The sequence below is a fragment of the Klebsiella sp. F11 genome (assembly GCF_056712265.1).
The window spans coordinates 2,971,948-2,998,891 of the sequence record NZ_CM160060.1 but is presented as its reverse complement, the minus strand read 5'-3'; the positions used below and the strand labels follow the sequence as shown (position 1 = coordinate 2,998,891).

Here is a 26,944-nt window from a genome sequence, read left to right as displayed (position 1 = left end):
GCCAACGAGCCCCGATACTCCGCTGAATGAGCAAGTGCGCCAGTTGCAGCATCTGCAGAAAATGTGCTGAGGTATAATTTTCTGATGCATGATGAGCCCGCCAGAATGGCGAAAAAACTGACTGTAAAGGAAGCAGCGGTTGTGAAACCGGTGTGCGTAAGGAAATGCTGGCCGGAAAATCTGACGCTGCTGGCGACAGAGAGCTGGGGATTCAGATTGGGTTTGGTATCACCGGACAGTAACAGCAGATGGGGTGCGGGGGTAAGTATGTCGCTCCTGCTATTGGAAAATATGGTGATGCCTCTAATTAGTTGAATGATGTATAATGCCCGCTTTTGAGGTTTTCTCATGGCCAGCGTTAACGTTCATTGTCCCCGTTGTCAGTCTGCTCAGGTTTATCGCCATGGTCAGAACCCTAAAGGCCGTGACAGATTTCGCTGTCGTGACTGCCACCGCGTGTTTTTACTCACCTATACCTATGAAGCCCGTAAGCCGGGTGTCAAAGAGAAAATTACCGAAATGGCCTTCAACGGTGCCGGTGTCCGGGATACGGCAAGAACGCTAAAAATCGGCATTAACACCGTCATCCGCACTTTAAAAAACTCGCGCCGAAGCGAATAACATCCTCTCCGGTTGCCCATGCAGATGTGGCTCTTATCTGTGAACTCGATGAGCAATGGGGCTTTGTCGGCAGTAAAGCCCGGCAGCACTGGCTCTGGTATGCCTACAACACCAAAACAGGGGGCGTTCTGGCTTATACGTTCGGCCCCCGTAATGATGAGACATGTCAGGCGCTGCTGGCGTTATTGACCCCCTTCAGCATTGGCATGATAACGAGCGACGATTGGGGAAGCTACGCCAGAGAGGTGCCGAAGGAGATACATCTGACTGGTAAAATTTTCACACAGCGCATTGAGCGAAACAATCTGACGCTGCGAACCCGTATCAAGCGGCTGGCACGCAAAACAATATGTTTTTCACGTTCCATCGAATTGCACGAAAAAGTCATCGGCGCATTCATCGAGAAATACATGTTCTACTAATTGGATGCATTACCGAAAATATCTTACTGAAGTCGGCATTCTTTCACAGAAAGATGTGCCTGCGTACATAAAAACACACATAAAATGGCTTAGGGATGCCAGAGAGGGTTGATTATTACAAAAAATTAATGAAAGATGAATCATTCAGATTTGATAAAAATGAATTTATCATTGCCGGATTTAAAGATTCAAAGGGATGTATTCTGTGTCAGAAGGAAATCATCGTATGGTATCGGCTATTGAAATATATAATGAGGCAGGGAGAGCAAAGTATATATACCCGTGATCATTGAAACTGCTTGATTTCGTCGGTGCTGAGGATCATGCTCAGGCCATGAACGTAAAACTGACCTCCGCACAGATTGCCGCCCTTGAGGCTCAGCACCGGCAGAGTCGTGACCGCCGTGTCTGCGACCGGATACGCTGCGTGCTGCTTTCTGCTCAGGGCTGGTCTCCTGCCATGATTGCGCAGTCTCAGCTCATTCATGAGACCACGGTTCTGCGTCATCTATCGGATTATCTCAGCGACGGTAAGCTCACCTCTGATAACGGCGGTTCGCAGGAGCATCTGACTCCCGGGGAGTCTGCCGAACTTCGTCAGCTTCTGACTGACACTGTTCACATCACGACGGCCAGTATCGTGTCGCTTGTCCGTGACCGCTTCGGTGTGCGCTACAGCATTCCGGGTATGAATAAGTGGCTTCACCGCAACGGGTTCACCTGGAAAAAACCGTCAGGTATTCCCCATAAGTTCTGCCCGGCACAACAGCAGCAGTTCATGACGCATTATGAAGCGCTGAAGCAGGCTGCCGGTGACAGCGAACCCATTCTGTTTATGGATGCGGTACATCCGACGCAGTCAACGAAGCTGAGCTGTGGCTGGATAAGAAAGGGGGAACTGAAAGCGGTGAAAACCACCGGGAGCCGGACCCGCCTGAACATCATCAGCGCCCTCAGCGTGAACGACCTGGCCCGGACGGTGACCCGTGATTATCCGCAGATTAATGCGGATGCTATCTGCCGTTTTTTTATTGCAGTTCGCCAGACTTATCCGGTGTCGCAGAAAGTGCATCTGATACTGGACGGTGCGCCTTATCACCGGGCATCGCTGGTTAAGGACTGGGCCTTCGTGATGAATATTGAACTGCATTATCTGCCGCCGTACAGCCCGAACCTGAACCCGACAGAACGGTTGTGGAAGGTGATGAATGAGCATGTGCGGAATAACCGGTATTTTGCGTCAGCGAAAGCCTTCAGGGACGCGATAAGAGGATTTTTTGAACGAACCCTGCCGGAACTGGGGCAGAAACTGGGCTGTCGTATCAACGACAATTTTCAGGTGCTCAGTTCCGTGTCAGAGACATAACGACGTATAGCGTAAGGTGTTCACCTGTGAACAAAATAACTCTCATTGATCATGTTGCAATAACTGTTGCCGACCTTGAAGTATCTTACTGTTTTTACGATAAATTGTTTGGTGCAAAAATTCATGCAGAGTACGCCCCCTTTGGGAAACTGCTTGTAAGGCAGGTATCGCTGGGTGATATTGTCCTGAGTTTACATCAGGTTGAGAATGGCGTGGAACTTGTAGCTAAAAGGCCAATGCCAGGGAGTGCTGATTTATGCTTCCGGTGGGGAGGGACAATTCTCAGCGTGTTAGAGCTACTTGAGAAAAACGATATCGAAATAATCCATGGCCCGGTGCCCCGTGAAACGAGTTCAGGTCAGCCATCACAATCTGTTTTCTTTCGGGATCCTGATGGAAATCTGCTGGAGTTAATGGCTGCTGATAATAAAGACCAAGGTTAAAATACTCAATAAAGTCAAAAATAAATATTTTCATCTGCAGGACTTAATGTGGCTCCCTGAAACAATCTGCACTTTGAAGTTTATTGAGTATAAGTAATAAGTCCGATGAAAGTATTTTTGAATACCACAAATATTTTCTGGCGAAACCCACCTTAAGGTGGGTTTTGTTATTTTAGAGGTCGGTTTGGATGTGGGGGTTGTCATAACGGCTCTTCGGAGCCGTTATCCTTGTATACCTTTCCCGTGTAAACGCTTTTTGTCGGTCACGATATTGAATTTAACGCTCTGATAGATCCAACCGGGCAGACCAAAGGCAGAGTCATTGACGAACGACAGACAAACTCGTCGCCTGATACTCTGCAAACTGCCGACGTTTCCGGTCGGCTCGTCTTTATCCAGAAGGCAGTATCGCAATTATTAACGTCTTGCAGAACCCTGATTCAGCCATAAAACGCCAGCCGCTCGGCTAACAGGTCGACAAAACCCTCCCGGTCGACATCCAGCAACACCGTGGTGTTCGGCTGCTTGCCGGTCAGGAAGTAATAATCGACCACCGTCATGCCCTGGGTGTATTTCCCCTGGGTTTCCACGCCGACCCAGCGCTCAACGCTGGTAAACAGTTGTGGCTTCAGCAGCCAGGCGATGGTGCAGGGATCGTGCAGCGGGGCGCCGGTGAATCCCCATTTGGCATCCTTGTGATACTCCATAAAGAAGTCGAGCAGCTCGGCAACAATGGTGGCTACCGGGTTGCCAACCTGGCGGAAACGTTCGATATCCAGGCCATGAATCTGCGCCTTATGGGTGACGTCCAGCCCGGCCATCACCACCGGAATACCCGACTGGAAGACGATCTCCGCCGCTTCCGGGTCGACGTAGATATTAAACTCGGCGGCGGGCTGCCAGTTGCCGAGCACCATCGCGCCGCCCATCATCACGATGCGCGCGATCTTATTATGCAGTTCCGGATGGCTATTCAGCAGCAGGGCAACGTTGGTTTGCGGGCCGGTGGCGACAATCGTCACCGGCTGCGGGCTTTCGCGCAGCGTTTTGGCCATCAGCTCTATGGCGGTACAGTTCCGCGGGGCAAAATCAGGCTCCGGCAGCGCCGGGCCGTCGAGCCCGCTTTCGCCGTGAACGTTGTCAGCAATGATCAGCTCCCGCATCAGCGGTTTACGCGCTCCGCCGGCCACCGGAATATCCTGGCGTTGCAGCAGCGTCAGCATACGCAGCACGTTACGTAGGGTTTTCTCCGGCGTCTGGTTGCCGGCGGAGGAGGTGATGGCTTTGACGTCAATCTCGGGTGAGGCGAGGGCGAGAACGATAGCGATGGCGTCATCATGACCCGGGTCGCAATCAAGGATGATTGGCAGTGCCATAGCGGCTCCTTTTTATGGGCGATATTTGTGATAAGGGTAACGCCAGGGAGCACAACAGACGAGGGAGGATAAAACAAAGCGTGATGCACGCCGCATTATGATGGCGGGGGAAGAAGAATCTCCGACTACGGGCTGGCGTATGTCGGCTTGCCGTTCGGTCCATGCCTGCAGGGGCGACGAAAGACAGCGAGACTGTCGCCGTAACGGGCGCGTTAACGCCGCCGCCCGGCGTTATCCCCGGGCGACGGTGGCGGCGTGTTACTCAAATCGCCATGCGAGGTTGAGGCCAACGCCGTAGTTACGGCCGGGCGCCGGCTCGTAGTAGCGGCCGTTGGACTCATTGACGATCACCGAGCCCGCGTAGCTGCGGTCAAACAGGTTGTCGATACGGCCGAAAACGTCCATATCCATGTTGCCGTAGCTCCACTTATAGCCGCTGGTGAGCCCAACGACGGTCCACGACGGCGCCTTAGCGGTGTTCTCATCGTTAGCCATAATGTTGCTCATGTAGCGGATATCGCTGCCCGCGTACCAGCCGCGATCCGGCTGATAGCCAAACGAGGCGTAGCCCATATTGCGGGCAATCCCCGGGATGCGGTTGCCGTTACAGCTGGCGTCGTCGCAGACGTTGGTCCGATAGGTGGCGTCCAGCCAGGTCCAGGCCGCTTTCAGGCGCCAGTTCTCAGCGAACTGCTGATCCAGTCCCAGCTCCATCCCCTGACGGCGGGTTTTGCCGGCGTTTTTATAGCTGGTGCGTCCGCCGCTGCTGGCATCAACCACAATCTCGTTGTCGGTATTGGTCTGGAACAGCGCGGCGGTAAACAGGCCGTTACCGACTCGCGTTTTGCTGCCAATTTCAACCGTTTCATTGGTCGAGGGCTGCAGGCCGAAATTGAGGCCGCTCTGGTCGCCTGAACGGTAGGAGAGCTCGTTAATAGTCGGCGTTTCAAAGCCGCGGCCGGCGGAGACATAGAGGTTCCACGCATCGGTAACCGCATACTTCAGCGAGCCGGCCGGCAGCCATTTGTGGTAGCTGGCGTCGCCGCTGTCGTCCCCGTTGCCCGGGGTAACGTAATAGTCGTTGGAGTCGAACCACACCGAGCTGTAGCGCACCCCGGCATCGAGAGTCAGTTTCTCCGTCAGCTGCCACTGGGTTTGCAGGTAAGGATCGATATTCCACATCAGGTTGCGTTCGTTACGCCGCAGGTTGCCCTCTTCGCCGTACTGTGGCGCGCGGTTGAGCATGACGAAGTTTTCGAACCCTTTGCGGCGCTCGCTCATGGTCTCGTAATCAAGCCCGGTGGTGAAGGTTACCGGCACCAGCAGCTCGCCGCGGTGGGTCCAGCGGGTATCGATGCCCTGATAGTGGCGGGTGAGGTCAATCACGCCGCCGGCGTGGCTCGGGTTGAGCTGCGGCGCGCGCGGGATCGACTGATACTGCGTGGTTTCTCGCTCGCCGGCGTACATCATCACGCTCAGGTCGTCGCGCTCGCTCAGCTGACGCTCATAGCGTAAACCCGCCTGGGTCTGTTTGGTCGATTTGCGGGTGTTGTACTGATCGCCGCGCGGCGACTGGCGGGGGTTATTTTGCCACTCGTCGTAGCTCAGGCCGCCGGCATCGTTGGCTTTGATATCCACGCTGTTGAACAGCAGCGTCAGCTTACTGACGTCGTTGATGCGCGCGCCGAGCTTAGCGTTGGCGAGATTTTTTCGCGCCCCGCTGTGGTCGCGATAGCCGTGGGTGGTGAAACGGTTGGTCGAGACGGTGTAATCGACGTCCCCGGCGTGGGTGCCGTCGCCGACGGCGCCGGTGGCCTTCAGGCCGTAGTGCCAGGTGCCGAAGCTGCCGTAATAGCTGCTGGCTTCGATGGTCGGCGGCTGGCTGCCGCTCTGGCTGGTAACGTTAATCACCCCGCCGGAGGAGTTGCCGTACAGCGCGGAGAACGGTCCGCGCAGGACGTCGATACTCTCGACGCTGCCGATATCGATATTTGAGGTCTGCCCCTGGCCGTCGGGCATGGTGGCCGGAATGCCGTCAACGTAAATACGCAGCCCGCGTACTCCGTAAGTGGAGCGAGAGCCAAAGCCGCGAATAGAGAGCTGCAGGTCCTGGGCGTAGTTCTGGCGGTTTTGTACCTGCAGGCCGGGCACGGCGCCCAGGGACTCGGAAAGGTTGACCCGCGGCGCGGCCTGGCGCATGTCGTCGCCGTTGACCACGCTAACGGCCGCGGGGGTATCGAGTTCGGATACCGTGGTTGGGGCGGCGGTAACGACCATCGTCTGCTCGCCCTGAGGGCCGGACTGAGCCATCGCGGCCAGCGGCAGGAAGAGGGCGGGAAGCGCAACCCTGCGCACGGAAAGGATTTTCATGAAAATACTCGCAAAACAAAGCAAACGGAATATATCTCCATATGTTAACTCTTTTGTAATTTTTTGAAAATTATTAACGGAGGTTTAGTTAAATAACGCCATGTATCGGCTATTTTTTTCGTCCGTGAGCGCAATTAACGCTCCACTTTGCGTTAAATAATGATTACTATTCGTATTTACAAAATAACGTAAAGCTATGACTTTATGCTGCGGAAGCACTGTCGAGCAGGCACATATTTGTTTTATCAAAGGGAGTCGTCATGTCATTACGTCATCTGTCCACGCCGCGTCTGCGCCGTTCACTGTTGTTAACTTCACTGCTGCTGGCGGGGAGCTTCAGCGCCCACGCGGCGGAAGAAATGCTGCGCAAGGCGGTTGGAAAGGGCGCATACGAGATGGCTTATAGCCAGCAGGAAAATGCCCTATGGGTCGCGACTTCGCAAAGTCGTTCGCTGGATAAAGGCGGGATCGTCTATCGCCTCGACCCGACGACGCTGGAGGTGACTCAGGTTATCCATAACGACCTCAAGCCGTTCGGCGCGACGATCAACAACGTCACCCAGACGCTGTGGTTTGGCAACACCACCGACAGCACCGTCACCGCGATTGATGCCAAAACCGGCGCCGTAAAAGGTCGTCTGGTGCTTGACTCCCGCAAGCGCAGCGAAACCGTGCGCCCGCTGGCGCCGCGCGAGCTGGCGGTGAATGAGAAGACCAACACCGTTTATATTACCGGGCTGGGTAAAGAGAGCGTTATCTGGGTGATTGATGGCGACAAGCTGACCCTGAAAGATACCATTGCCAACACCGGCCCTATGGCCACCGGGCTGGCGGTTGACGCCGACGCGAAGCGCATCTACACCACCAACGCCGACGGCGAACTGCTGACCATCGACAGCGACAGCAATAAAATTTTGAGCCGTAAAAAGCTGCAGGATGATGGTAAAGAGCACTTCTACCTGAACCTGAGCCTCGACGCCGCAGGCCATCGCGCCTTCATTACCGACAGCAAACAGCCGGAAGTGCTGGTTGTCGATCTACGCGACGGCAAGGTGCTGGAGAAAATCGCCGCGCCGGAATCGCTGGCGGTACTGTTCAACCCAACGCGTAATGAAGCCTACGTGACGCATCGTAAGGCCGGTGAAGTCAGCGTGATCGATGGTAAAACCTACAAGGTTGTTAAAACCATCAAAACGCCAACTTATCCTAACAGCCTGGCGCTCTCCGCCGACGGTAAAACGCTGTACGTCAGCGTGAAGCAGGAATCAACCCGTCAGAAAGAAGCCACCCAGCCTGATGACGTTATCCGTATCGCGCTGTAAAGATTTACAGGAGGGGGAGACCCCTCCTGCTCGCCTGAATCACCCTCTGTTACAAACGTCTATTGGCCTCATTAATGTAATGGCTTTACAATCAACGCTTTCCGCCTGACGTTGGCGGTGATAAACACTCTGGAGGATGTATGAATAAGCCATTTATGGTTCTGTGCGCCGGCGCGATGCTGGCTTTACTGGCGGGCTGTACTTCGAACTATGTGATGACAACGAAAAGCGGGCAGACCATTGTGACCCACGGCAAGCCGCAGCTGGATAAAGACACCGGCATGACCAGCTATACCGATGAATCGGGCAACCAGCGTCAAATTAACAGCAGTGACGTTTCGCAGCTGGTTAAAGATAACTAAGTTGCAAAGTGCGGTTTGACCGGCTTCGGCCAAACCGCAGCAGCGCTATTTTTGCGCCGTCTGAGCGCCCGGCGCGGTGCTATGAATAGCCGCAACGCGACGGCGAACGCCAAACCAGCCGGCGACCAGCAGCACCGCAATCAGCGGAATTGAACCGATAGTGTAGGTGCCGTTCGGATAATCGAAGGCCATCAGCACCAGCACGCTGAGCAGGAACAGCAGGGTCAGCCACGAGGTGAACGGCGCCCCCGGCATTTTGAAACTCACGTCCGCCGCCTTACCTTCCTTGATTGCTTTACGCAGCCGCATCTGGCACACCACGATAAAGCCCCATGAGGCAATAATCCCCAGCGAAGCCACGTTGAGCACGATCTCAAAGACCTGCGACGGCACCAGATAGTTGAGGAATACGCCGATGATGTAGATCGCCAGCGTCGCCAGAATCCCGGCGTAGGGCACCTGATGGCGGCTCATCTTCGACATAAACTGCGGCGCGGAGCCGCCCATCGACATCGAACGCAGAATGCGCCCGGTGCAGTACAGGCCCGAGTTGAGGCTGGAGAGCGCCGCGGTTAAAACCACGATATTCATCACGCTGCCAATGTACGGCACGCCGAGCTTCGAGAAGAAGGTGACGAACGGGCTTTGTCCCGCCTGATAGGCGTTCCACGGCAGAAGCAGCACCAGCAGCACCACGGAACCGACGTAGAACAGGCCGATACGCCAGATCACGCTGTTGATCGCACGCGGCACCATGGTCTGCGGCTCTTTACACTCTCCGGCGGCGGTGCCGACCAGTTCGATAGAGGCAAAGGCGAACACCACCCCCTGCACCAGCACCAGCGCTGGCATCAGGCCGTGCGGGAACAGGCCGCCGTTATCGGTGATCAGGTGGAAGCCGGTGGCGTTGCCGTCCAGCGGTTTTCCGCTGCCGAGAAAAATGGTCCCCACCACGAGGAAAGCGACAATCGCCAGCACTTTGATTAGGGCAAACCAGAACTCCATTTCGGCAAACCACTTCACGCCGATCATATTCATGGTGCCGACGATCGCCAGCGCGCCGAGGGCGAACACCCACTGCGGAACGTCGCCGAACGCGCCCCAGTAGTGCATATACAGCGCTACGGCGGTGATATCGACGATACCGGTCATCGCCCAGTTGATAAAGTACATCCAGCCGGCAACGTAGGCCGCTTTTTCACCGAGGAATTCGCGGGCGTAGGAGACGAAGCTGCCGCTGGAGGGACGGTGCAGCACCAGTTCACCCAGCGCGCGGAGAATAAAGAATGAGAACAGGCCGCAGACCAGATAAACCAGGGCCAGCGCCGGTCCCGCCATCTGCAGGCGCGCACCGGCGCCGAGGAACAGGCCGGTGCCAATCGCGCCGCCGATGGCGATCATCTGCACCTGACGGTTGCCCATCGCCTTGTGGTAACCCGACTCCTGCGAGTTGAGCCAGTGGCGTTTTGCGGCCTGATGTTCGGCCGCAGCGTTGTGTTTTGTATTCATTGATGTACCCATTTTCCTGTCAATGTCCATGAGTGGTTCCCCGCGCCGCCGATTAGCAGCACGTTATGCTGGCTTTCTCATCATTCTGGCGTAGGAGATAAGCAGAGCATGGCGCAGCATCCTACACGCAACGTGATAGTGACGCACGCAAAACATGTTTGCACCGCACTTGCTTATATATCAATGGCTTCAACGTTATGGATTGTCCGCAGGCGGGGAAATACCGGCGGCGGCGGGGCGGATGTGGCCATCGCCGAGGCGGAAAACGGCGGCGTGGTCACCTGGCTGGAACACGTGCGCGGCGAGCGCTATCAGGACTGCTGGGCGGCGCCGATATTTTCATCACCCGGAGCGGCCGTTTGTCGGCTATTATTCTCAGCCCACAACAAGACATAGCTGAGCGCAGACGATGAAAATCAACGTAGTAGGGACCAGCGGCGTTGGCAAATCGACCCTCGCCCGGCGGCTTGCCCGCCAGCTGGCGCTTCCCTGTATCGAAATGGACCGCCTCTACTGGCTGGCGCAGTGGCAGGGTACGCCGGACGAGGAGTTCTTCGTAAAGATTGCCGCCGCCATCGACGCCCCCGGCTGGGTGCTGGACGGCAACTATAACCGCAGCCGCGAGGTCAAGTGGCGCGAGGTCGATCTGGTTATCTGGCTCGACTACGGATTCTGCCGCACGCTCCGCCAGGCGGTGTGCCGCGCCGCCGCCCGCGCCAGCCGCCATCAGGAGCTGTGGCCGGGAACCGGCAACCGCGAGAGCTTCCGTCGCTCCTTTTTTAGCCGCGAATCCATTATCTGGTGGACCATCAAAACCTGGAAGCAAAATCGCCTGCGCTATCAGTCTGATATGAGCGACCCGGCGTATCGGCACATTCGCTTTGTGCGCCTGCGCAACCCGCGGCAGACGGAGGATTTTCTCCGCCAGCTGGCGGCGCAATCTGCTCAGCGTTAAGCCGGTATATCTATTTTCCGGCAGAGTACATGTAAATAAATTGTTTCTCAGCCGCTGCCCCAGATTCTAATAATGCAGACATGTTAGTTAACACGAGTCTGCAAAATGTCTTATCGAATCAGTATTCTGGATAAAAGTCCGCTTGCGGCCGGGGAGACCGCCGCCCAGGCGCTGGCGCGAACTTTAACCCTCGCGCAACAGGCGGAAGCCTGGGGATATCATCGATTCTGGCTAGCCGAACACCATAATACCGATCTGCTGGCCAGCCCGTCGCCGGAGCTGGCGATCGCCTGGATCCTCGGCCAGACCCGGCAGATTCGCGTCGGCTCCGGCGGGGTGATGCTCCAGCACTACAGCCCCTATAAAGTCGCGGAAAACTTCAACCTGCTGGCCTCTATTGCGCCGGGGCGGGTGGATCTTGGCGTCGGCAAAGCGCCCGGCGGCCTGCCGCTCTCTACCCGCGCGCTGCAGCAGGGGCTGAATCAGGAAGATAAAGGCACCTTTGCCGACCAGCTGGCGCAGCTCGATAACTGGCTGTCGCTGACCGAAGCTGAAGGCGAAGAGAGCGTGCGGGCCACGCCGATCCCGCCGCGGCGGGCGGAGGGTTTCCTGCTCGGCGCCAGCCTTGAGAGCGCCCGGCTCGCCGCCCAGCTGGACTGGAACTTTGTCTTTGCCGCCCACCTTAATGGTGATAAAGCGCTGCTGCGCGAGGTGCTGACCCGCTGGCGGACGCTGAGCCGCCGGGACGCCATTATCGCCGTGCAGGCGATCGTCGCCGAGGATAGCGCGGCGGCGCGCGAACTGGCGCGGCAGGTTGAGGTCTGGGGCGTCGAACTGGAAAACGGCCAGCGGGTGACCGTCGGCAGCGAGGCCCAGGGCATCGCCTTTGCCCGCCAGGCGGGCAGCGCGCCGACGCGTATCGCCCGCCGCGAATCCTCCCTGCTGGCCGGAACCGCCGATGAGGTTAAAGCGCAGCTGGACGCCCTGCACGCGGAGTGGGGCATCGACGAGTTTATTATCGACACGCCGATCGCCGAAGGGCCGGCGCGGCTCAATTCGCTGCGCCTGCTGGCTCAGGCCCATCTGGGCGCGGAGGTGCTGCCATGAGCTTCGCTGAACAGCTGATCCGCTGGCGCCGCGAGCTGCACCAGTACCCGGAGCTCTCTCTGCAGGAGGTGGCCACCACCGCACGTATCCGCGACTGGCTGGAAAGCGGCGGCCTGCGCCCGCTGCCCTACGAGCTGAAAACCGGCCTGGTGGTGGAGGTGGGCAGCGGCGAGAAGGTAATAGCCCTACGGGCGGATATCGATGCGCTGCCGATCGAAGAAGCGACCGGGCTGGTCTATCGCTCGCAAAACGAAGGCGTGATGCACGCCTGCGGCCACGACATCCACACCAGCGTGATGCTGGGCGCCGCGCTGCTGCTCAAAGAGCGCGAAGCGCAGCTGCCGGGCCGGGTGCGGATCCTGTTCCAGCCGGCGGAAGAGAATTTTGGCGGCGCCAAAACGCTGATCCGCGCCGGCGCCCTCGAAGGGGTGACGGCTATTTTCGGCATGCACAATGAGCCGGGGCTGCCGGTGGGGGAATTCGCGACCCGCGGCGGCGCCTTTTATGCCAACGTCGATCGCTTCGTCTTTAAGGTTACCGGCAAAGGCGCCCACGCCGCGCGGCCGCACGAAGGCAAAGACGCCATTCTGCTCGCCAGCCAGCTGGTCACCCTGCTGCAGAGCGTCGCCAGCCGCGAGGTGAACACCCTCGATTCGGTGGTACTGAGCGTGACGCGGATCCAGGGCGGCAACACCTGGAACGTTCTGCCGGAGAGCGTGGAGCTGGAGGGAACATTACGCACCCACAGCAGCGAAGTGCAGCAGCGGGTAAAGGCGCGGGTGAGCGAAATCGCCGCTGGTTTTGCCAGCGCCTTTGGCGTGCAGATTGACGTTTTCTGGTACGCCGGGCCCACGGCATTGGTCAACGATGAGCGCTGGGCGGCGTTTGCCCGCGAGGTTGCCGACGACGTCGGCTACCGCACCCATCACGCGGACCTGCATATGGGCGGGGAAGATTTTGCCGTCTACCTGCAGCATATTCCCGGCGCCTTCGTCAGCATCGGCAGCGCCAGCGAATTCGGTCTCCACCATCCCGGCTTTAATCCGGATGAGAATTTAATCGCCCCGGCGGCGCGCTATTTTGCGAGTCTGGCAGAACGGGCCTTACAGCAAATTTAAATTTTAATTATCGGCAAGGGAAGGGTGAACTATGTCTGAAAAACGACAGCTGCGTCTTGGCACGATATTACATGGCGCCTCGGGAAATATGTCCGCCTGGCGTCATCCGCTAGCGCAGGCGGATGCCAGTATTAATTTTGAGTTTGTTAAACAAACGGCGCTTAAAGCGGAAGAGGGGAAACTCGACTTTATATTTGTTGCCGACGGCCTGTATATTAATGAAAAATCAATCCCACATTTTTTAAACCGCTTTGAGCCGCTGACGGTGCTCTCCACCCTGGCGGCGGTAACCCGCAACCTCGGCCTGGTGGGCACGCTATCAACCTCCTACAGCGAGCCTTTTACCACCGCGCGCCAGTTCGCCAGCCTCGATCATCTCAGCCAGGGCCGGGCGGGCTGGAATGTCGTCACCTCCCCGCTGGAGGGCTCGGCAAAAAACTTCTCCCGCGCTCAGCACCCCGACCACGCGCTGCGTTATCGCATTGCGGATGAATATTTAAAGGTGGTTAAAGGACTGTGGGATTCATGGGAAGAGGACGCCTTCGTGCGCAATAAGGCCAGCGGCCAGTTCTTTGACAAAAATAAGCTGCATACTCTCGATCATCATGGCGACTTTTTTAAGGTTGCCGGTCCGCTGAATATTGCCCGCACCCCGCAGGGGCGTCCCATTATATTTCAGGCGGGCGCTTCTGATGATGGTAAAAAGCTGGCGGCGAGCCACGCCGACGCCATTTTTACCCATCAGGAATCGCTCGAGGAGGCGCAGGCGTTTTATCGCGATGTTAAGGGTCAGCTCGCGGCGTACGGCCGCCAGGAAGATGAGCTGCATATATTCCAGGGCGTCAGCGTCATCGTGGGTGATAGCGCCGAAGACGTGGAGCAGCAGTATCAGACCACCGCCGCGCTGGTGTCGATTGAGGATGCCCTCAACTACCTCGGACGCTATTTCGAACATCACGACTTTGCGCAGTATCCGCTTGATGAGCCGTTCCCGGATATCGGCGATCTCGGGCAAAACAGCTTCCGCAGCACCACGGATGAGATTAAGCGCAACGCCCGCGAGCGCGGCCTGACCCTGCGCCAGGTGGCGCTGGAAGCCTCCAGCCCGCGTCCGCGCTTTTCCGGAACCCCGCAGCAGGTCGCTGACGGTCTGCAGGCGTGGTTCGAACGGCGGGCCGCCGACGGTTTTATTATCCAGGGCGGCATGCCGGACGCCTTCCCGCGCTTTGTTGACCAGGTGGTGCCCATTCTGCAGCAACGGGGGCTGTTCCGCGAGGCGTATCCCGGTACCACGCTGCGCGCAAGCTTAGGGCTGGCCGAGCCGGTCAATCAATTCCAACAACAATAATAAGAGAACCGCCGCTATGCACAAAAAGTCACTTATCCTCGCGCTCTCCCTGGCCGCCAGCGCTTCGTCGTGGGCGCAGAACGTCAATATCAACGGCACCGGGGTCAGCATCGAAGCCAATAAGGCGCCGGTTCATACGGCAAAAAATCCGCAGGCTATCGCTCAGTTGCCGAAGGATTTGCACCTCGCGGTGCCGGGGAAATTCACCGTCGCGGTAGCGGCGCTGAACTCGCCGCCGCTCACCGTCTTTTCCGACGATAACAAAACCCTGCTCGGCAGCGAGGTGGATATCGCCCGCCTGGTGGCCGATAGCCTCGGCCTGCAGCTGAACGTGGTTCCGACCTCGTGGGAAGACTGGCCCCTCGGCGTGGTTTCCGGCAAATATGATGCCGCGATCAGCAATATTACGGTGACCAAAGAGCGCAAAGAGAAGTTTGATTTCGCCACCTACCGCAAGGATTCGCTGGGTTTCTACGTCAAAAGCAGCAGCCCGCTGAGCAAAATTGACCAGGCGGAGGACATTGCCGGCCTGCGCATTATCGTCGGCTCCGGTACCAACCAGGAAGCCATTCTGCTGGCGTGGAACGCGGAAAACCTCAAGAAGGGGCTGAAGCCTTTTACCCCGGTCTATACCAAAGATGACGCCGCTCAGACCCTGGCGATCCAGTCCGGCCGCGCCGACGCCTTCTTTGGCCCCAACGTGATTGGCGCATGGAAAGCGGCGCTAACCGGCAAAACCAAACTGATTGGCAGCGTCGACGGCGGCTGGCCGAAGGCGGCCCATATCGCCGTGACGGTGAAAAAGGATAGCGGCCTGGTCACCCCGGTACAGACGGCGCTAAACGGCGCCATCCGCAGCGGCGACTACGGCAAAGTGCTTAGCCGCTGGGGGGAAGGCGTCGAGAGCATCCCGCAGTCAGAGATTAACCCGGCCGGACTGGGCGATTAAAGGAGTCAGCATGAGCGACCTGTTCCGCGATGTTTCACCCGAGGCCCCCGAGCTGCAGCCGGTTATTGACGGCCTGTTTGCCGAGTACGCTTCGCGCTACGGGGACTATTTTTCCCGCGATGCCGAAGTTGAGCTAACCGAATGGTATCTGGCGCCGCAGGGGCTGTTTATCGTGCTTGAGCGCGAGGGCGAGATTATCGCCACCGGCGCCTATAAGCCGAAGGACGCTAATACCGCCGAAATTAAGCGCATCTGGACCCACCACGCGCTGCGCCAGCAGGGGCTGGCGGCGAAGGTGGTGCGGGAGCTGGAGCGCCGGGCGCTGCTGGCGGGCTATAGCCATATCTATCTGACCACCGGCTTTCGCCAGCCGGAGGCGGTGAAGCTCTATCTTAGCCAGGGCTATGAGCCGCAGTTCGATCTCGACCGCAACCCGGAAGAGTACAGCCAGCCGCCTTTTGACGGCCGGCTGCGGTTTAGCAAGGCGCTGGCGGTTAGCGCGCTTGGCCAGAGCGCCTGAGGAGAAATGATGAAAACAGCAGAAACAATAAAAGTTATCCCGGCGCGCTATCCGCTGCGCGCCGTCGGGGCGGTGCTGGCGCTGCTGGTGCTGGCGGTCGTCGTGCAGTCGGTGGCCTTTAACCCGCGCTGGGAGTGGGCGGTGTTTGCGCGCTGGTTCTTCGATCCGGTGATCCTGGAAGGCCTCGGGCAGACGCTGCTGCTGACCCTGCTCGGCACCGTGCTGAGCGTGATTTTTGGCGGCCTGCTGGCGCTGGCTCGGCTCTCCTCTTCATGGCTGCTGAGCAGCCTGGCCTGGGGATATATCTGGCTGTTCCGCTCGCTGCCGCTGATCGTGGTTCTGATCATCCTCTATAACTTCTCCTATCTGTACGACACGCTGTCGCTCGGCGTCCCGTTTACCAGCATCAGCTGGGGCAGCTATCAAACCATTAACGTGCTGGGGCAGTTTTCCACCGCGGTGGTCGGCCTGACGCTGGTGCAGAGCGCCTATACCGCTGAAATTATTCGCGGCGGCTTCCTCGGCGTCGATCATGGTCAGTATGAAGCGGCGGCGGCGCTCGGCCTGCCGGCGTGGCGGCGTACGCTGCGCATTATTCTGCCGCAGGCGCTGCGCACCATTTTACCCTCCGGCTTCAATGAAATTATCAGCCTCGCCAAGGGGACGGCGATGGTCTACGTCCTGGCGATGCCGGAGCTGTTTTACACCATCCAGATGATTTACAACCGCACCCAGGAAGTGATCCCCCTGCTGATGGTCGGGGCGGCGTGGTACCTGGCGATCACCAGCGTTCTGTCGCTGATTCAATACCTGGTCGAACGCGCGCTGGCGCGCAGCGAGCGCCGCTCGGCGGTGAACAGCCCGCGCCGCAGCCGCATGGCCGAACCTTCTCGTTCATCGCAGCCGCAGGAGTCCATCCATGCCCAACTCTCATAACGGCCACATTTCGATTACCGGCGTCAGCAAATATTTTGGCCGCCATAAGGCGCTGGACGATGTCTCACTGGAGATCGCGCCCGGCACGGTGACGGTGATCCTCGGGCCCTCCGGCTCCGGGAAGTCCACCCTGCTGCGCGCCATTAACCACCTCGAGCGGGTCGACGAAGGCTTTATCCAGATCGATGGCGACTATATCGGCTATCGTCGCGAGGGCGACAGGCTCTACGAGCTAAAGGAGAAAGAGATCCTCCGCCAGCGGGTGAACGTCGGCTACGTGTTTCAGAACTTCAATCTGTTCCCGCACCTGACGGTGCTGGAGAACCTGATTGAAGCGCCGATCGCCCACGGGCGGGCCAGCCGCAGGGAGGCCATCGAGCAGGCCTACGATCTGCTTGACGTGGTGGGGCTGCGCAACAAAGCCGACGCCTGGTCGCGGCATCTCTCCGGCGGTCAGCAGCAGCGCATTGCCATCGCCCGGGCGCTGGCCCTCAAGCCGCGGGTGATTCTGTTTGACGAACCGACCTCGGCGCTGGACCCGGAGCTGGTGGGCGAAGTGCTTGACGTTATCAAGAAGCTGGCGCGTTCCGGCACCACGCTGGTGGTGGTGACGCATGAGATTGGTTTTGCCCGCGAGGTCGCCGACCAGGTGGTCTTTATGGTCGATGGCAAAATCATTGAACAGGGCAGCAGCGATGAGGTCCTTAACCATCCGCAGCATCAGCGCACGCGGCAGTTTTTATCGAAGGTGCTTCCGGCATGAGAAAAGGACTTTTGGCGTTAACGATCGGCATTCTCCCCCTGGGGGCGCAGGCGGACATTGACCTGCAGGCCAACGAGCGGCCGCTGCCAGTGACGGCGGACAGCCGGGCGATTGCGCAGATCCCGGCGAACTATCGCTTCGTTGAGCCCGGGACGCTGACGGTGGCGATCTCGGCGCTGAATTCACCGCCGCTGGCGCTGTTGGCGAGCGATAACCGCACGCGCATCGGCAGCGATCCGGATATCGCCCGCCTGCTGGCCGGCAGCCTCGGGCTCAAGCTCCGGCTGGTGCCGACGGCGTGGGAGGACTGGCCGCTGGGCATCACCTCCGGGCGCTACGACGTGGCGCTGATCAATATCGCGGTAACCGAGCAGCGCAAGCAGAAATTCGATTTCGCCACCTACCGCGTCGATTCGCTGGCCTTTTCCGTGAAATCGACCAGTCCGATCGCCAGGGTGAGCGGCGCGGCGGATCTCTCCGGGCGTAAGGTGATCGTCGGTTCCGGCACCAATCAGGAGCGTATCCTGCTCGGCTGGAACGCCGAGAACGCAGCGGCGGGGCGCCAGCCGGCGCTGCCGGTGTACCTGACCGATGACGCCTCCGCTAATCTCTATATTCAGTCCGGGCGCGCCGATGTGTTCTTTGGCCCGCAGTCGGTGGCGGCCTATAAGGCGGCGCTGACCGGTACGACAAAAGTCGTCGGACTGGGGCCGAAAAAAGCTTACGTTGCCACCACCACCAAAAAGGGTAGCGGCCTGGTTTATGCGCTGCAGGCGGCGCTCGACGGGGCGATCGCCCGCGGGGAGTACCAGCAGGTGCTGGCGCGCTGGGGGGAGCAGGGGGAGGCGGTGACGCAGTCGGTGGTTAATCCGCCGGGGATTACCTACTAAAAAGCCGCTGTTTCGCAGGAGTGTGTTGCGAAACAGCGGGGGCGAACTCTCGCCAGGTTTGAGAATCAGGCCGCGCGAGGCGTCAGGTTGATACGATCCAGCGGCCCGACAATAAACAGATAGGAGAGCAGGCCGAGCACGCCCATCGAGCCGACGTAGAGAATGGCGTAATCAAACGAGTGGGTATTGGCAATAATGATCCCAATGACCAGCGGCGTGATGATGCTTGCGAGGTTGCCGCACATATTGAAGACTCCGCCGGCGATGCCCAGCATCTCCTTCGGTGACGTATCGCTGAGGATGCACCAGCCGAGGTTGCCAAAGCCTTTTGCAAAGAAGGCCAGGCTCATGGCGGCGATAACTACGGCCTCAGAAGCGGTATAGTTAGCGACGACGATGACGCAGGAGAGCAGCATGCCGCAGATAACGGGTATCTTGCGGGCCGCGGTCAGACTATGGCCGCGCTTAAGCAGCCAGTCGGAAAACAGCCCGCCGAGCAGGCCGCCGATAAACCCGGCAATGGCCGGAATACTGGCGACAAAACCGACTTTCAGTATCGACATTCCCTTCGCCTGGTAAAGGTAGGTCGGGAACCAGGTCAGGAAGAACCAGGTAATGGAGGTGACGCAGAACTGGCCGATATAGACGCCGATCATCATGCGATTTACGCACACGCTTTTGATCTGCGCGAGGGTTAATTTCCGCTGCGTTTTTTGGCTGCCTAATTCCGGTTCGCCGCCGCCCTCGCGAATATATTCAAGCTCCTGCTGGTTTATTTTCGGGTGATGTAGCGGGTCCTTAACCTTAACCAGCCAGAATGTCCCGAGGATCACCCCGATGGCGCCAATATAATAGAAAACATAGTGCCAGCTTAAATTATGCAGAATAATAGTCATTAGCGGCGTGATAATACCCAGCGAAATATACTGCGCCGCCTGATATACCGAGGTGACAAATCCGCGCTCTTTATTTGGGAACCACTGCACGCTGAGGCGGCTGTTGGCGGGAAAGGCCGGGGCCTCTATCGCGCCCATCATCAGGCGCAGAATAACCAGTACCACCAGCGGGCTGGCAAACAGGAAGATGGTCCCCTGAAACATAGTCACCACCGACCAGCCGATCAGCGCGCAGCCGTACACCAGCCGCGAGCCGTATTTATCCAGCAGCCAGCCGCCGGGGATTTGCATTATCACGTAAGAAATACCAAATACGCAAAAAGCCAGGCCCATAGCCTCCGGATCGAATCCGAGCTCTTTACTCATAATCGGCGCGACGACCGACAGCGTGGCGCGGTCGGCATAATTAAATACGGTGGCCAAAAAAAGAAATAATAAAATACCGTAGCGCACGTTGCTGCGTTTTAATTGTGTATTCACTTTTCAACTCCGTTTCAGGGTTGGTGATGTGGGTACAGCAAGTCAGGAGCGGGAGGAGGGATGAAGGGGCTCCCGCCGGTCGTTAATAACCTATCCCCGGTCATGAGCTGACCGGACTACGGAATGGTGGGGGATTCGCTTATCCGCCAGCCCGGACCCGGCGCGTTCGCTCCCGGTCCGGGAAAGTAGCCTGCACAAGCATCAGGGGCGCTGGCTAAACTCGCAGCTGTGCTGGGTCCAGCGGCGCGCCTGCTCGCTCAGGGAGAAGCCCAGACCGTGGCGTTCCGATACCCACATCCGCCCGTCGCGCAGCTCTAGCTGTTCGTTAAACAGCGGGTTCAGCCACTCGAAGTGCTCCAGCCAGGGCTCAAGCGGGTAGGCGGCGGCGAGGTGCAGATGCACTTCCATCGCAAAGTGCGGGGCCAGCTTGCGGCCATGCTTCGCCGCCAGATCCATAATCTTGAGGAAGGGGGTGATACCGCCGACGCGCGGAGCATCCGGCTGGACGAAGTCGCAGGCGTTGCCGAGAATAAGCTGTTCGTGTTCGCGGAAGCTGGTCAGCATCTCCCCGGTAGCAATCGGCGTATCCAGCGCGGCGGCCAGCTGCGCGTGACCTTCAATGTCGTAGGCGTCGAGCGGCTCTTCAATCCAGATCAGGTTAAACTGCTCCATTTTACGCCCCATACGAATGGCGGTTTCCCGGTCCCACTGCTGGTTGGCGTCAACCATCAGCGGGAAATCCGGGCCCAGCGCTTCACGCACCGCCGTCAGGCGGCGGATATCTTCGGCGGTGTTCGGCTGGCCCACCTTGAGCTTGATCCCGCCGATGCCGTTTTCCCGCGAGATGGCGACGTTTTTCAGCACCTGATCCAGCGGCGTATGCAGGAAACCGCCTGACGTGTTGTAGCACTGCACCGAATCGCGATGGGCGCCGAGCAGCTTCGCCAGCGGCAGCCCGGCGCGTTTGGCTTTCATATCCCACAGCGCAATATCAAGCGGAGAGATGGCCTGTACCGCCATGCCGCTGCGCCCGACGGAGGCGCCCGCCCACAGCAGTTTGGTGTAGATCTTATCGATATCGCTGGGATCTTCGCCAAGCAGGTTATCGGCAATCTCTTTGGCATGGGCGTAAATCCCCTGGCCTCCCGCGCGTTTGGAATAGCTAAAGCCTACCCCTTCGAAACCGTCGCGGGAGCGGATTTCGGCGATGATAATCGCGACTTCGGTCAAGGGTTTTTGCCGCCCGGTGAGGACTTTGGCATCGCTGACCGGCGTGGCTAAGGGGAGAAAAGCCAGGGAGAGCTTAACGTGCTCAATGCGGTCTCCGGTTTCGGCGGCGGTTTTGACGCCGGTGGTTTTGGCGTAGGTCACGGAGCTGGAATTGGCGCTGGCGGTCATGACATGTTCCTTATTGGTTATAAAATGTTTGCGCTAACATTTTTAATCCAGCTTTTTCTTTTCGACCACAGGAGTGCGTTTAATTTGTACAAACGATCACAACTTTAGGTTATTAGTGGTAAAATTATGCAGGTGACATCACGATCCAAAAGAGTCTGTGAAATAGCACAATTATTAATGATAGCGATAACATTATATCTCTCAGGCTGTTGATTCTCATGCGGATGCGCGGGCGGGCGCTGGCAATTGGCTGGGGCATCATCAATAATGCCCGCTGGGAACGACTCAACACAGGGGCTTAGTCGTGAAAAGCAGAAAACCGACGCGCGTGCCGACGCTGGATGATGTTGCCCGCGCGGCGGGGCTATCATCAATGACGGTCAGTCGGGCGCTGAACGCGCCGCAGCTGGTGCGGCCAAAAACGGTGGAAAAGGTGCTGCAGGCGGTGCAAGCCACGGGCTACATTCCCAATGCGCTGGCCGGCGGATTGGCTTCACGCCGCAGCCGGCTGATTGCCGTCGTGGTTCCGCAAATCAACAACAATATGTTTGTCGATACCATCCAGGCCCTGAGCGATACCCTTGCGGCGCGCGGCTACCATATGCTGCTGTGCGTGGCGGGCTACAGTCGGGAGACCGAAGCGGAGCTGGTGGCAACCCTGCTCTCCCGTCGCCCGGATGGCGTCGTGCTGACCGGCATTCAGCATGCGCCGGCGTTAAAGAGAACCATCCTCAACGCCGCGATCCCGGTGGTGGAAATTTGGGATCTGACCCCGACGCCGCTGGATATGCTGGTGGGCTTTTCGCATGAAAAAGTTGGCGAGTCGATAGGCGAGTTTTTGCTGCAGAAGGGCTACCGGCGCCCGGGGCTGCTGTGGGCAGGGGATGCGCGAGCGGCGCTGCGTAAGCAGGGGCTGTGCGCCCGGCTGGTCAAAGGCGGTATGAGCGATACGCCTCAGGCGGAAGTGCCGCTTCCCGCCTCGCTGGCGCTGGGCCGCAGCGGCCTGGCCCAGCTGCTTGACGCCGGCGAGTTCGATATTATCGTCTGCAGCTCCGATACCCTGGCGCAGGGGGCGATAATGGAGGCCGAAAGCCGCGGCCTGCGCGTGCCGACGGATTTAGCGGTGATGGGCTTCGGCGATCTGGATTTTGCCGCCAGCAACCGACCGGCGATTACCACCGTGAGCGTCGATCGCCATGCGATTGGCGAACAGGCGGCAAGGCTCCTCGCCGACCGCATTGAAGGCGTGGGGGAAGGGGAAGCGATCATCGATCTGGGCTATCATTTGCTGGAACGAGAGTCGGCGTAGGCATGCCGTTAAATAGCACGCGACGGGCTTTTTTTCCGGCTTTCACCCGATACCAGACGTTTACCGTCGAGGCCGAACATGATCACCGTCTATGGCGTACCGGGCTGGGGGTCGGCAATCAGCGAGCTGATGCTGACGCTGGCCGAAATTCCGTACCACTTTGTTAACGTTGAAGGTTTTGATAAACCCGGGCCGCAGCGCGATAGACTGATGCAGATAAACCCGCTGTGTCAGGTACCGACCCTTAAGCTGGCGGACGGCAGCGTGATGAGCGAATCTGCCGCGATTGCTTTAACCATCCTCGACCAGCGGCCTGACCTGGCGCCCGAGCCCGGAACGCCGCAGCGGCATCAGTTTCAGCGCCTGCTGATTTGGCTGGTCGCCAACGTCTATCCCACCTTCACCTACGCGGATTACCCGGAGCGCTGGACGGCGGATGCCCCACAGCAGCTGCGGGAAAGCTGTGTGCACTATCGCCGGTCGCTATACCTGTGGCTGGAGCAGCAGCTCGTCGCCAGGCCCTACGCGCTGGGCGAGCGGATAAGCCTGCTGGACTGCTATATCGCGGTTATGTACTCGTGGGGGCCGGGGCGGGAGTGGTTCGACGCCCACATGCCGAAATTCGTCGCCGTTGCGGATGCCGTCTATCAACGCGCCGAGCTGGAGCCGGTGCTGCGCCGCAACGAGCTGATTTAAAGCACAAAATGAAAACCGACGCGCCCGGGCTGTGCTAGTTTTATCGTTCTGACAATAAGGAGTCTGCTATGCCGCATGTTGATATTAAGTGTTTTCCTCGCGAGCTGAATGATGAGCAAAAAGCGGCGCTGGCCGCCGATATCACCGCCGTACTGGTACAACACCTGAACAGTAAGGACAGCTCGGTGAGCGTGGCCCTCAAGCAGGTTGACCCGAGCGACTGGCAGCAGGTGTGGGACAGCGAAATCGCCCCGCAGATGGCGCAGCTGATTAAAAAACCCGGCTACAGCATGGCATAAACCCTGTCCCGGAGGGCGGTATCGTGTCCGCCCATTTCCGGGCTATACCCCGGTGCCGATCTCGGCATATAGCTCAGGATGCGAAGCCAGGACGCGCAGCATCGCCGCGCGGACCTCATCCTCGGTCTCCTTGAGCCACATTGCCGCCAGCGGTAGTCCCGGACGCTTGTTCGCCAGCAGCGCGACAAACGTCACCCCGCTGACGGAAAAACGTCGGCTCCATTGCGGCACAATCGCCAGGCCTAAGCCCGCAGCGACCAGATTAATAATGGTCTGTTTCTCATCGGCCACCTGCGTAATCGTCGGCTGTAGTCCCACGTCCTGGAATAAATTAATAGTCAAATCATAACTGTGCGGGCGGGAGCGGCGCTCAGGCACAATCATCGGCTCATCGGCCAGCTCCTCAATACTGATGACTTCGCGCGTCGCCAGCGGATGGTTAGCGGGCAGGGCGACGATGGCCGCTTCATAGCAGAGGAAGCGCTGGGCGAATGCCTCGTCGAAATGTACGGGAGGACGGACAAACGCGATATCCAGCCGCCCGCTCTTAAGCTTAGGCAGCAGGCTGACGGTTTTATCTTCATAAATTTGCACCTCAATGTGCGGATACTGGCGGCGAAAGTGCTGCAACAGTAACGGCACCAGCCCGATGGCCGCGCTATCGATGGCGCCCACCCGCAGCAGCCCCGGAGTACGTTGCGAATTTTGACGAAATTGCAACATAATGGCATCGGCGTGCGCCAGCAGTTTCCGCGCCTCTCCGCGGAGCATGACGCCGTTCTCCGTTAGCGCCACCCGCCGGGTGGAACGGGTGAACAGACGGGTGCCAAGCTCTTCTTCTAAAAGCCTAATTTGCCTGCCCAATGCTGACGGCAGCATAGCCAGCTGCTGCGCGGCATGGCCGAAATGCAGGGTCTCCGTTACCGCCAGGAAACAGCGTAACTGGTGTAGCTCCATAGGGTCATCCTCTCGATTATTGCTTTTTTTTGTATAAACCTAAGCGAATGATCGCGCAACAAATCTCTGCATACTCATCACGACGGCAACAGGCCGCATACCCTACAAAATAATGACAGAGGATAACCTCACATGACCTGCGAACTCGAAACACGGGTGCTGCGCAAAATTACCTTGCGCATCGTACCCTTCATCATGCTGCTCTATTTCATCTCGTTTCTCGACCGCGTCAATATTGGTTTCGCGGCCCTGACCATGAACAGCGATCTCGGTTTTTCTCCCTCGGTATTTGGTTTCGGCGCTGGGATCTTTTTCCTCGGCTACTTTCTTTTCGAAGTCCCCTCAAACCTGATTTTGCACAAGGTCGGCGCGTGCATCTGGATCGCCCGGGTGATGATCACCTGGGGGCTGGTCTCCGGGGCGATGGCGTTCGTGCAGGGCTCCACCAGTTTCTACAGCCTGCGCTTTTTGCTCGGCGTGGCGGAAGCTGGTTTCTTTCCGGGGATCATTCTCTATTTAAGCTACTGGTTCCCCGCGCAAAAAAGGGCGCAGGTTACCGCAATCTTTATGGCGGCCGCGCCGATTTCCACCGCGCTGGGCTCGCCGGTCTCCGCGGCGCTGCTGGAGATGCATGGTCTGCTGGGGATGACCGGCTGGCAGTGGATGTTCCTGCTGGAGGCGGTACCGGCGGTGGTGCTTGGCGTGGTGGTGCTGTTCTGGTTAACCGACCGACCGGAAAAGGCCCGCTGGCTGACGGAAGAGGAGCGCGGCTGGCTGACGGCGACGATGGCGGCAGAGCAGTCGCGTAAAGCGCCCGGCGGGCACCACAGTATTCTCCGGGGGCTGCTGGATAAGCGTGTCCTGGCGCTCTCGCTGGTCTATTTCGGCACCTCCGCCGGGCTCTATACCCTCGGGATCTGGTCGCCACAGATCATTAAAACCCTCGGTTTATCCGACCTGACCATCGGTTTCCTTAACGCCGTGCCCGCGGTCGTCGCGGTGGCGGCAATGGTGCTGTGGGCGCAGCATTCCGACAGAACCAACGAACGCAGCTGGCACGCGATCGCCGCCTGTCTGCTGGCCGCGGTAGGGCTGTGGTTTGCCGGTAATGCCGGAACGATACTCACCGTGCTGTGCGCCCTGACGCTGGTCAACTGCGGGATTAGCGCCGCTAAACCACCGCTGTGGAGTATGCCGACCCTGTTTCTTTCCGGTTCCGCCGCGGCGGCCGGTATCGCCACGATCAACGCGATCGGCAATCTCGGCGGCTTTGTCGGCCCCTTTATGATTGGCCTGATTAAAGAACAGACCGGCAGTTTTACATGGGGATTGTACTTTGTTGCCGCCCTGCTGGTGATCTCTTCGCTCATCGTCTTTTTGCTGTCGGGGAAGGCGCGCAGCCGGCCCCTCGACACGCCATTAACCCATCGTGAAAACCATTAATTGAAGGAATCTAATATGAAAAATTACGCTATCGCCGCTATTCCTGCTGACGGCATTGGCCCGGAAGTGATCTCCGCCGGCGTTGAGGTACTGCACGCCGTGGCAAAACGCCAGGGCGACATTCAGTTTTCAGTTCATACCTTTGAGTGGGGGTCGGATTACTACAAAGCCCATGGCGTAATGATGCCTCAGGATGGCCTGCAGCAGCTAAAAGCGTTCGATGCGATTTACTTCGGCGCGGTGGGGGCGCCGGATGTCCCGGATCATATTACGCTCTGGGGGCTGCGCCTGCCGATATGCCAGGGCTTCGATCAGTATGCCAACGTCCGCCCCACGCGCATTTTGCCCGGCATTCAGTCGCCGCTGCGTCATGCCGAAGCGGGCACTCTGGATTGGGTCATCGTCCGCGAAAACTCGGAAGGTGAATACTCCGGCAACGGCGGCCGCACCCATCGCGGTCTGCCGGAGGAGGTGGGAACCGAAGTGGCGATTTTCACCCGCACCGGCGTCACCCGCATTATGCGCTATGCCTTCCAGCTGGCGCAGAGCCGCCCGCGTAAACGGCTGACCGTGGTGACTAAATCGAACGCCCAGCGTCACGGGATGGTGCTGTGGGACGAAATTGCCGCCGAAGTGGCTCAGGAGTTCCCCGACGTGCAGTGGGATAAAATGCTGGTGGACGCGATGACCGTGCGCATGACGCTGCAGCCGCAATCGCTGGATACCATCGTGGCGACCAACCTGCATGCCGATATCCTGTCCGACCTGGCCGGCGCGCTGGCCGGAAGTCTGGGGGTTGCGCCAACGGCCAACATCGACCCGCAGCGCCGTTTCCCGTCGATGTTTGAACCGATCCACGGCTCCGCCTTCGATATCACCGGCAAAAGGATCGCCAACCCGGTGGCCAGTTTCTGGACCGCCGCGCAGATGCTGGAACATCTCGGCGAAGCCGCGGCGGCGGCGCACCTGATGCGGGCGGTTGAACAGGTGTGCGCGGCGGGGATCGCCACCCCGGACGTCGGCGGCCAGGCCACCACCCGCGAAGTGACCGCGGCGGTGGTGCAGGCGATTCAGGCTAGCTAAAGGAGG

The 26,944-nt window shown here is 58.6% G+C and carries 24 protein-coding genes and 1 pseudogene; 19 read left to right on the top strand and 6 right to left on the bottom strand.

Features of this window, described 5'->3' with window-relative positions; all coding sequences use genetic code 11:
- Positions 1–348: 348 nt before the first annotated feature.
- The 3 genes from AC1M2H_RS14900 (at position 349) to AC1M2H_RS14890 (ending at position 2,852) form a co-directional block, all read left to right on the top strand.
- Positions 349–1,043 (top strand): IS1 family transposase gene (locus AC1M2H_RS14900; protein ID WP_480147915.1). Its coding sequence is split into 2 segments (ribosomal slippage): positions 349–595 and positions 595–1,043, totalling 696 coding nucleotides; the frame shifts between segments, so codons are not numbered across the junction.
- 334 nt (positions 1,044–1,377) lie between these two features.
- On the top strand, positions 1,378–2,409 hold the full coding sequence (locus AC1M2H_RS14895) for an IS630 family transposase (protein ID WP_480151833.1): 1,032 nt from the start codon (positions 1,378–1,380) through the stop codon (positions 2,407–2,409).
- A gap of 26 nt (positions 2,410–2,435) precedes the next feature.
- Positions 2,436–2,852 (top strand): VOC family protein, encoded by a 417-nt coding sequence (locus tag AC1M2H_RS14890; RefSeq protein WP_480147914.1) that lies wholly within the window; start codon positions 2,436–2,438, stop codon positions 2,850–2,852.
- 440 nt (positions 2,853–3,292) lie between these two features.
- On the opposite strand, the gene rihA is transcribed toward AC1M2H_RS14890, so the two are convergent.
- On the bottom strand, positions 3,293–4,228 hold the full coding sequence (gene rihA, locus AC1M2H_RS14885) for a pyrimidine-specific ribonucleoside hydrolase RihA (protein ID WP_480147913.1): 936 nt from the start codon (positions 4,226–4,228) through the stop codon (positions 3,293–3,295).
- A gap of 258 nt (positions 4,229–4,486) precedes the next feature.
- A complete protein-coding gene (gene pqqU / locus AC1M2H_RS14880; RefSeq protein WP_480147912.1) occupies positions 4,487–6,598 on the bottom strand; it encodes a TonB-dependent receptor PqqU in 2,112 nt (703 codons plus the stop codon).
- Between the two features lie 260 nt (positions 6,599–6,858).
- Between pqqU and yncE the strand changes: the two genes are divergently transcribed.
- On the top strand, positions 6,859–7,920 hold the full coding sequence (gene yncE / locus AC1M2H_RS14875; protein WP_480147911.1) for a 7-bladed beta-propeller protein YncE: 1,062 nt from the start codon (positions 6,859–6,861) through the stop codon (positions 7,918–7,920).
- A 140-nt stretch (positions 7,921–8,060) separates the two neighbouring features.
- Positions 8,061–8,282 carry a YgdI/YgdR family lipoprotein gene (locus AC1M2H_RS14870; RefSeq protein WP_041145366.1) on the top strand — a complete coding sequence of 74 codons (222 nt, stop codon included), beginning with the start codon at positions 8,061–8,063 and terminating at the stop codon, positions 8,280–8,282.
- Between the two features lie 45 nt (positions 8,283–8,327).
- On the opposite strand, the gene ansP is transcribed toward AC1M2H_RS14870, so the two are convergent.
- Complete coding sequence (gene ansP / locus AC1M2H_RS14865; RefSeq protein WP_480147910.1) at positions 8,328–9,791, bottom strand: L-asparagine permease; 1,464 nt, start codon at positions 9,789–9,791, stop codon at positions 8,328–8,330.
- 183 nt (positions 9,792–9,974) lie between these two features.
- Between ansP and AC1M2H_RS14860 the strand changes: the two genes are divergently transcribed.
- The 9 genes and pseudogenes from AC1M2H_RS14860 (at position 9,975) to AC1M2H_RS14820 (ending at position 18,377) form a co-directional block, all read left to right on the top strand.
- A complete protein-coding gene (locus AC1M2H_RS14860; protein ID WP_480147909.1) occupies positions 9,975–10,187 on the top strand; it encodes a hypothetical protein in 213 nt (70 codons plus the stop codon).
- Between the two features lie 13 nt (positions 10,188–10,200).
- A complete protein-coding gene (locus AC1M2H_RS14855; protein WP_480147908.1) occupies positions 10,201–10,746 on the top strand; it encodes a P-loop NTPase family protein in 546 nt (181 codons plus the stop codon).
- A gap of 105 nt (positions 10,747–10,851) precedes the next feature.
- Positions 10,852–11,853 carry an LLM class flavin-dependent oxidoreductase gene (locus tag AC1M2H_RS14850; protein WP_480147907.1) on the top strand — a complete coding sequence of 334 codons (1,002 nt, stop codon included), beginning with the start codon at positions 10,852–10,854 and terminating at the stop codon, positions 11,851–11,853.
- Positions 11,850–12,971, top strand: coding sequence for a M20 peptidase aminoacylase family protein (locus AC1M2H_RS14845; protein WP_480147906.1), 1,122 nt, complete (start codon positions 11,850–11,852; stop codon positions 12,969–12,971). Before AC1M2H_RS14850 ends, AC1M2H_RS14845 begins: the two co-directional genes overlap by 4 nt.
- Positions 12,972–13,002: 31 nt before the next feature.
- Positions 13,003–15,268 (top strand): annotated as a pseudogene (locus AC1M2H_RS14840) (NtaA/DmoA family FMN-dependent monooxygenase).
- 10 nt (positions 15,269–15,278) lie between these two features.
- Complete coding sequence (locus AC1M2H_RS14835) at positions 15,279–15,788, top strand: GNAT family N-acetyltransferase (protein ID WP_480147905.1); 510 nt, start codon at positions 15,279–15,281, stop codon at positions 15,786–15,788.
- A gap of 9 nt (positions 15,789–15,797) precedes the next feature.
- Entirely contained in the window at positions 15,798–16,724 is a 927-nt protein-coding gene (locus AC1M2H_RS14830; RefSeq protein ID WP_480151947.1) for an amino acid ABC transporter permease, read from the top strand.
- Positions 16,708–17,487, top strand: coding sequence for an amino acid ABC transporter ATP-binding protein (locus tag AC1M2H_RS14825; RefSeq protein WP_480147904.1), 780 nt, complete (start codon positions 16,708–16,710; stop codon positions 17,485–17,487). Before AC1M2H_RS14830 ends, AC1M2H_RS14825 begins: the two co-directional genes overlap by 17 nt.
- Positions 17,484–18,377: a transporter substrate-binding domain-containing protein gene (locus tag AC1M2H_RS14820; RefSeq protein WP_480147903.1), complete on the top strand. Its 894-nt coding sequence runs from the start codon at positions 17,484–17,486 to the stop codon at positions 18,375–18,377. Before AC1M2H_RS14825 ends, AC1M2H_RS14820 begins: the two co-directional genes overlap by 4 nt.
- A 65-nt stretch (positions 18,378–18,442) precedes the next feature.
- Here AC1M2H_RS14820 and AC1M2H_RS14815 read toward each other — a convergent pair whose 3' ends face one another.
- Together AC1M2H_RS14815 and AC1M2H_RS14810 are read right to left on the bottom strand one after the other, a co-directional pair.
- Positions 18,443–19,753: an MFS transporter gene (locus AC1M2H_RS14815; RefSeq protein ID WP_480147902.1), complete on the bottom strand. Its 1,311-nt coding sequence runs from the start codon at positions 19,751–19,753 to the stop codon at positions 18,443–18,445.
- Between the two features lie 201 nt (positions 19,754–19,954).
- Complete coding sequence (locus tag AC1M2H_RS14810; protein ID WP_480147901.1) at positions 19,955–21,151, bottom strand: L-talarate/galactarate dehydratase; 1,197 nt, start codon at positions 21,149–21,151, stop codon at positions 19,955–19,957.
- 304 nt (positions 21,152–21,455) lie between these two features.
- On the opposite strand from AC1M2H_RS14810, the gene AC1M2H_RS14805 reads away from it, so the two are divergent.
- The 3 genes from AC1M2H_RS14805 (at position 21,456) to pptA (ending at position 23,455) form a co-directional block, all read left to right on the top strand.
- A complete protein-coding gene (locus AC1M2H_RS14805; RefSeq protein WP_480147900.1) occupies positions 21,456–22,460 on the top strand; it encodes a LacI family DNA-binding transcriptional regulator in 1,005 nt (334 codons plus the stop codon).
- Between the two features lie 78 nt (positions 22,461–22,538).
- A complete protein-coding gene (locus AC1M2H_RS14800) occupies positions 22,539–23,156 on the top strand; it encodes a glutathione S-transferase family protein (RefSeq protein ID WP_480147899.1) in 618 nt (205 codons plus the stop codon).
- Between the two features lie 68 nt (positions 23,157–23,224).
- Positions 23,225–23,455, top strand: coding sequence for a tautomerase PptA (gene pptA / locus AC1M2H_RS14795; RefSeq protein ID WP_480147898.1), 231 nt, complete (start codon positions 23,225–23,227; stop codon positions 23,453–23,455).
- 42 nt (positions 23,456–23,497) lie between these two features.
- Here the strand turns inward: pptA and AC1M2H_RS14790 are convergent, their stop codons facing one another.
- Entirely contained in the window at positions 23,498–24,412 is a 915-nt protein-coding gene (locus AC1M2H_RS14790; protein WP_480147897.1) for a LysR family transcriptional regulator, read from the bottom strand.
- A 132-nt stretch (positions 24,413–24,544) separates the two neighbouring features.
- Between AC1M2H_RS14790 and AC1M2H_RS14785 the strand changes: the two genes are divergently transcribed.
- Both AC1M2H_RS14785 and AC1M2H_RS14780 read left to right on the top strand, forming a co-directional pair.
- A complete protein-coding gene (locus AC1M2H_RS14785) occupies positions 24,545–25,855 on the top strand; it encodes an MFS transporter (protein ID WP_480147896.1) in 1,311 nt (436 codons plus the stop codon).
- Between the two features lie 15 nt (positions 25,856–25,870).
- A complete protein-coding gene (locus tag AC1M2H_RS14780; RefSeq protein WP_480147895.1) occupies positions 25,871–26,938 on the top strand; it encodes a tartrate dehydrogenase in 1,068 nt (355 codons plus the stop codon).
- Positions 26,939–26,944 lie beyond the last annotated feature (6 nt).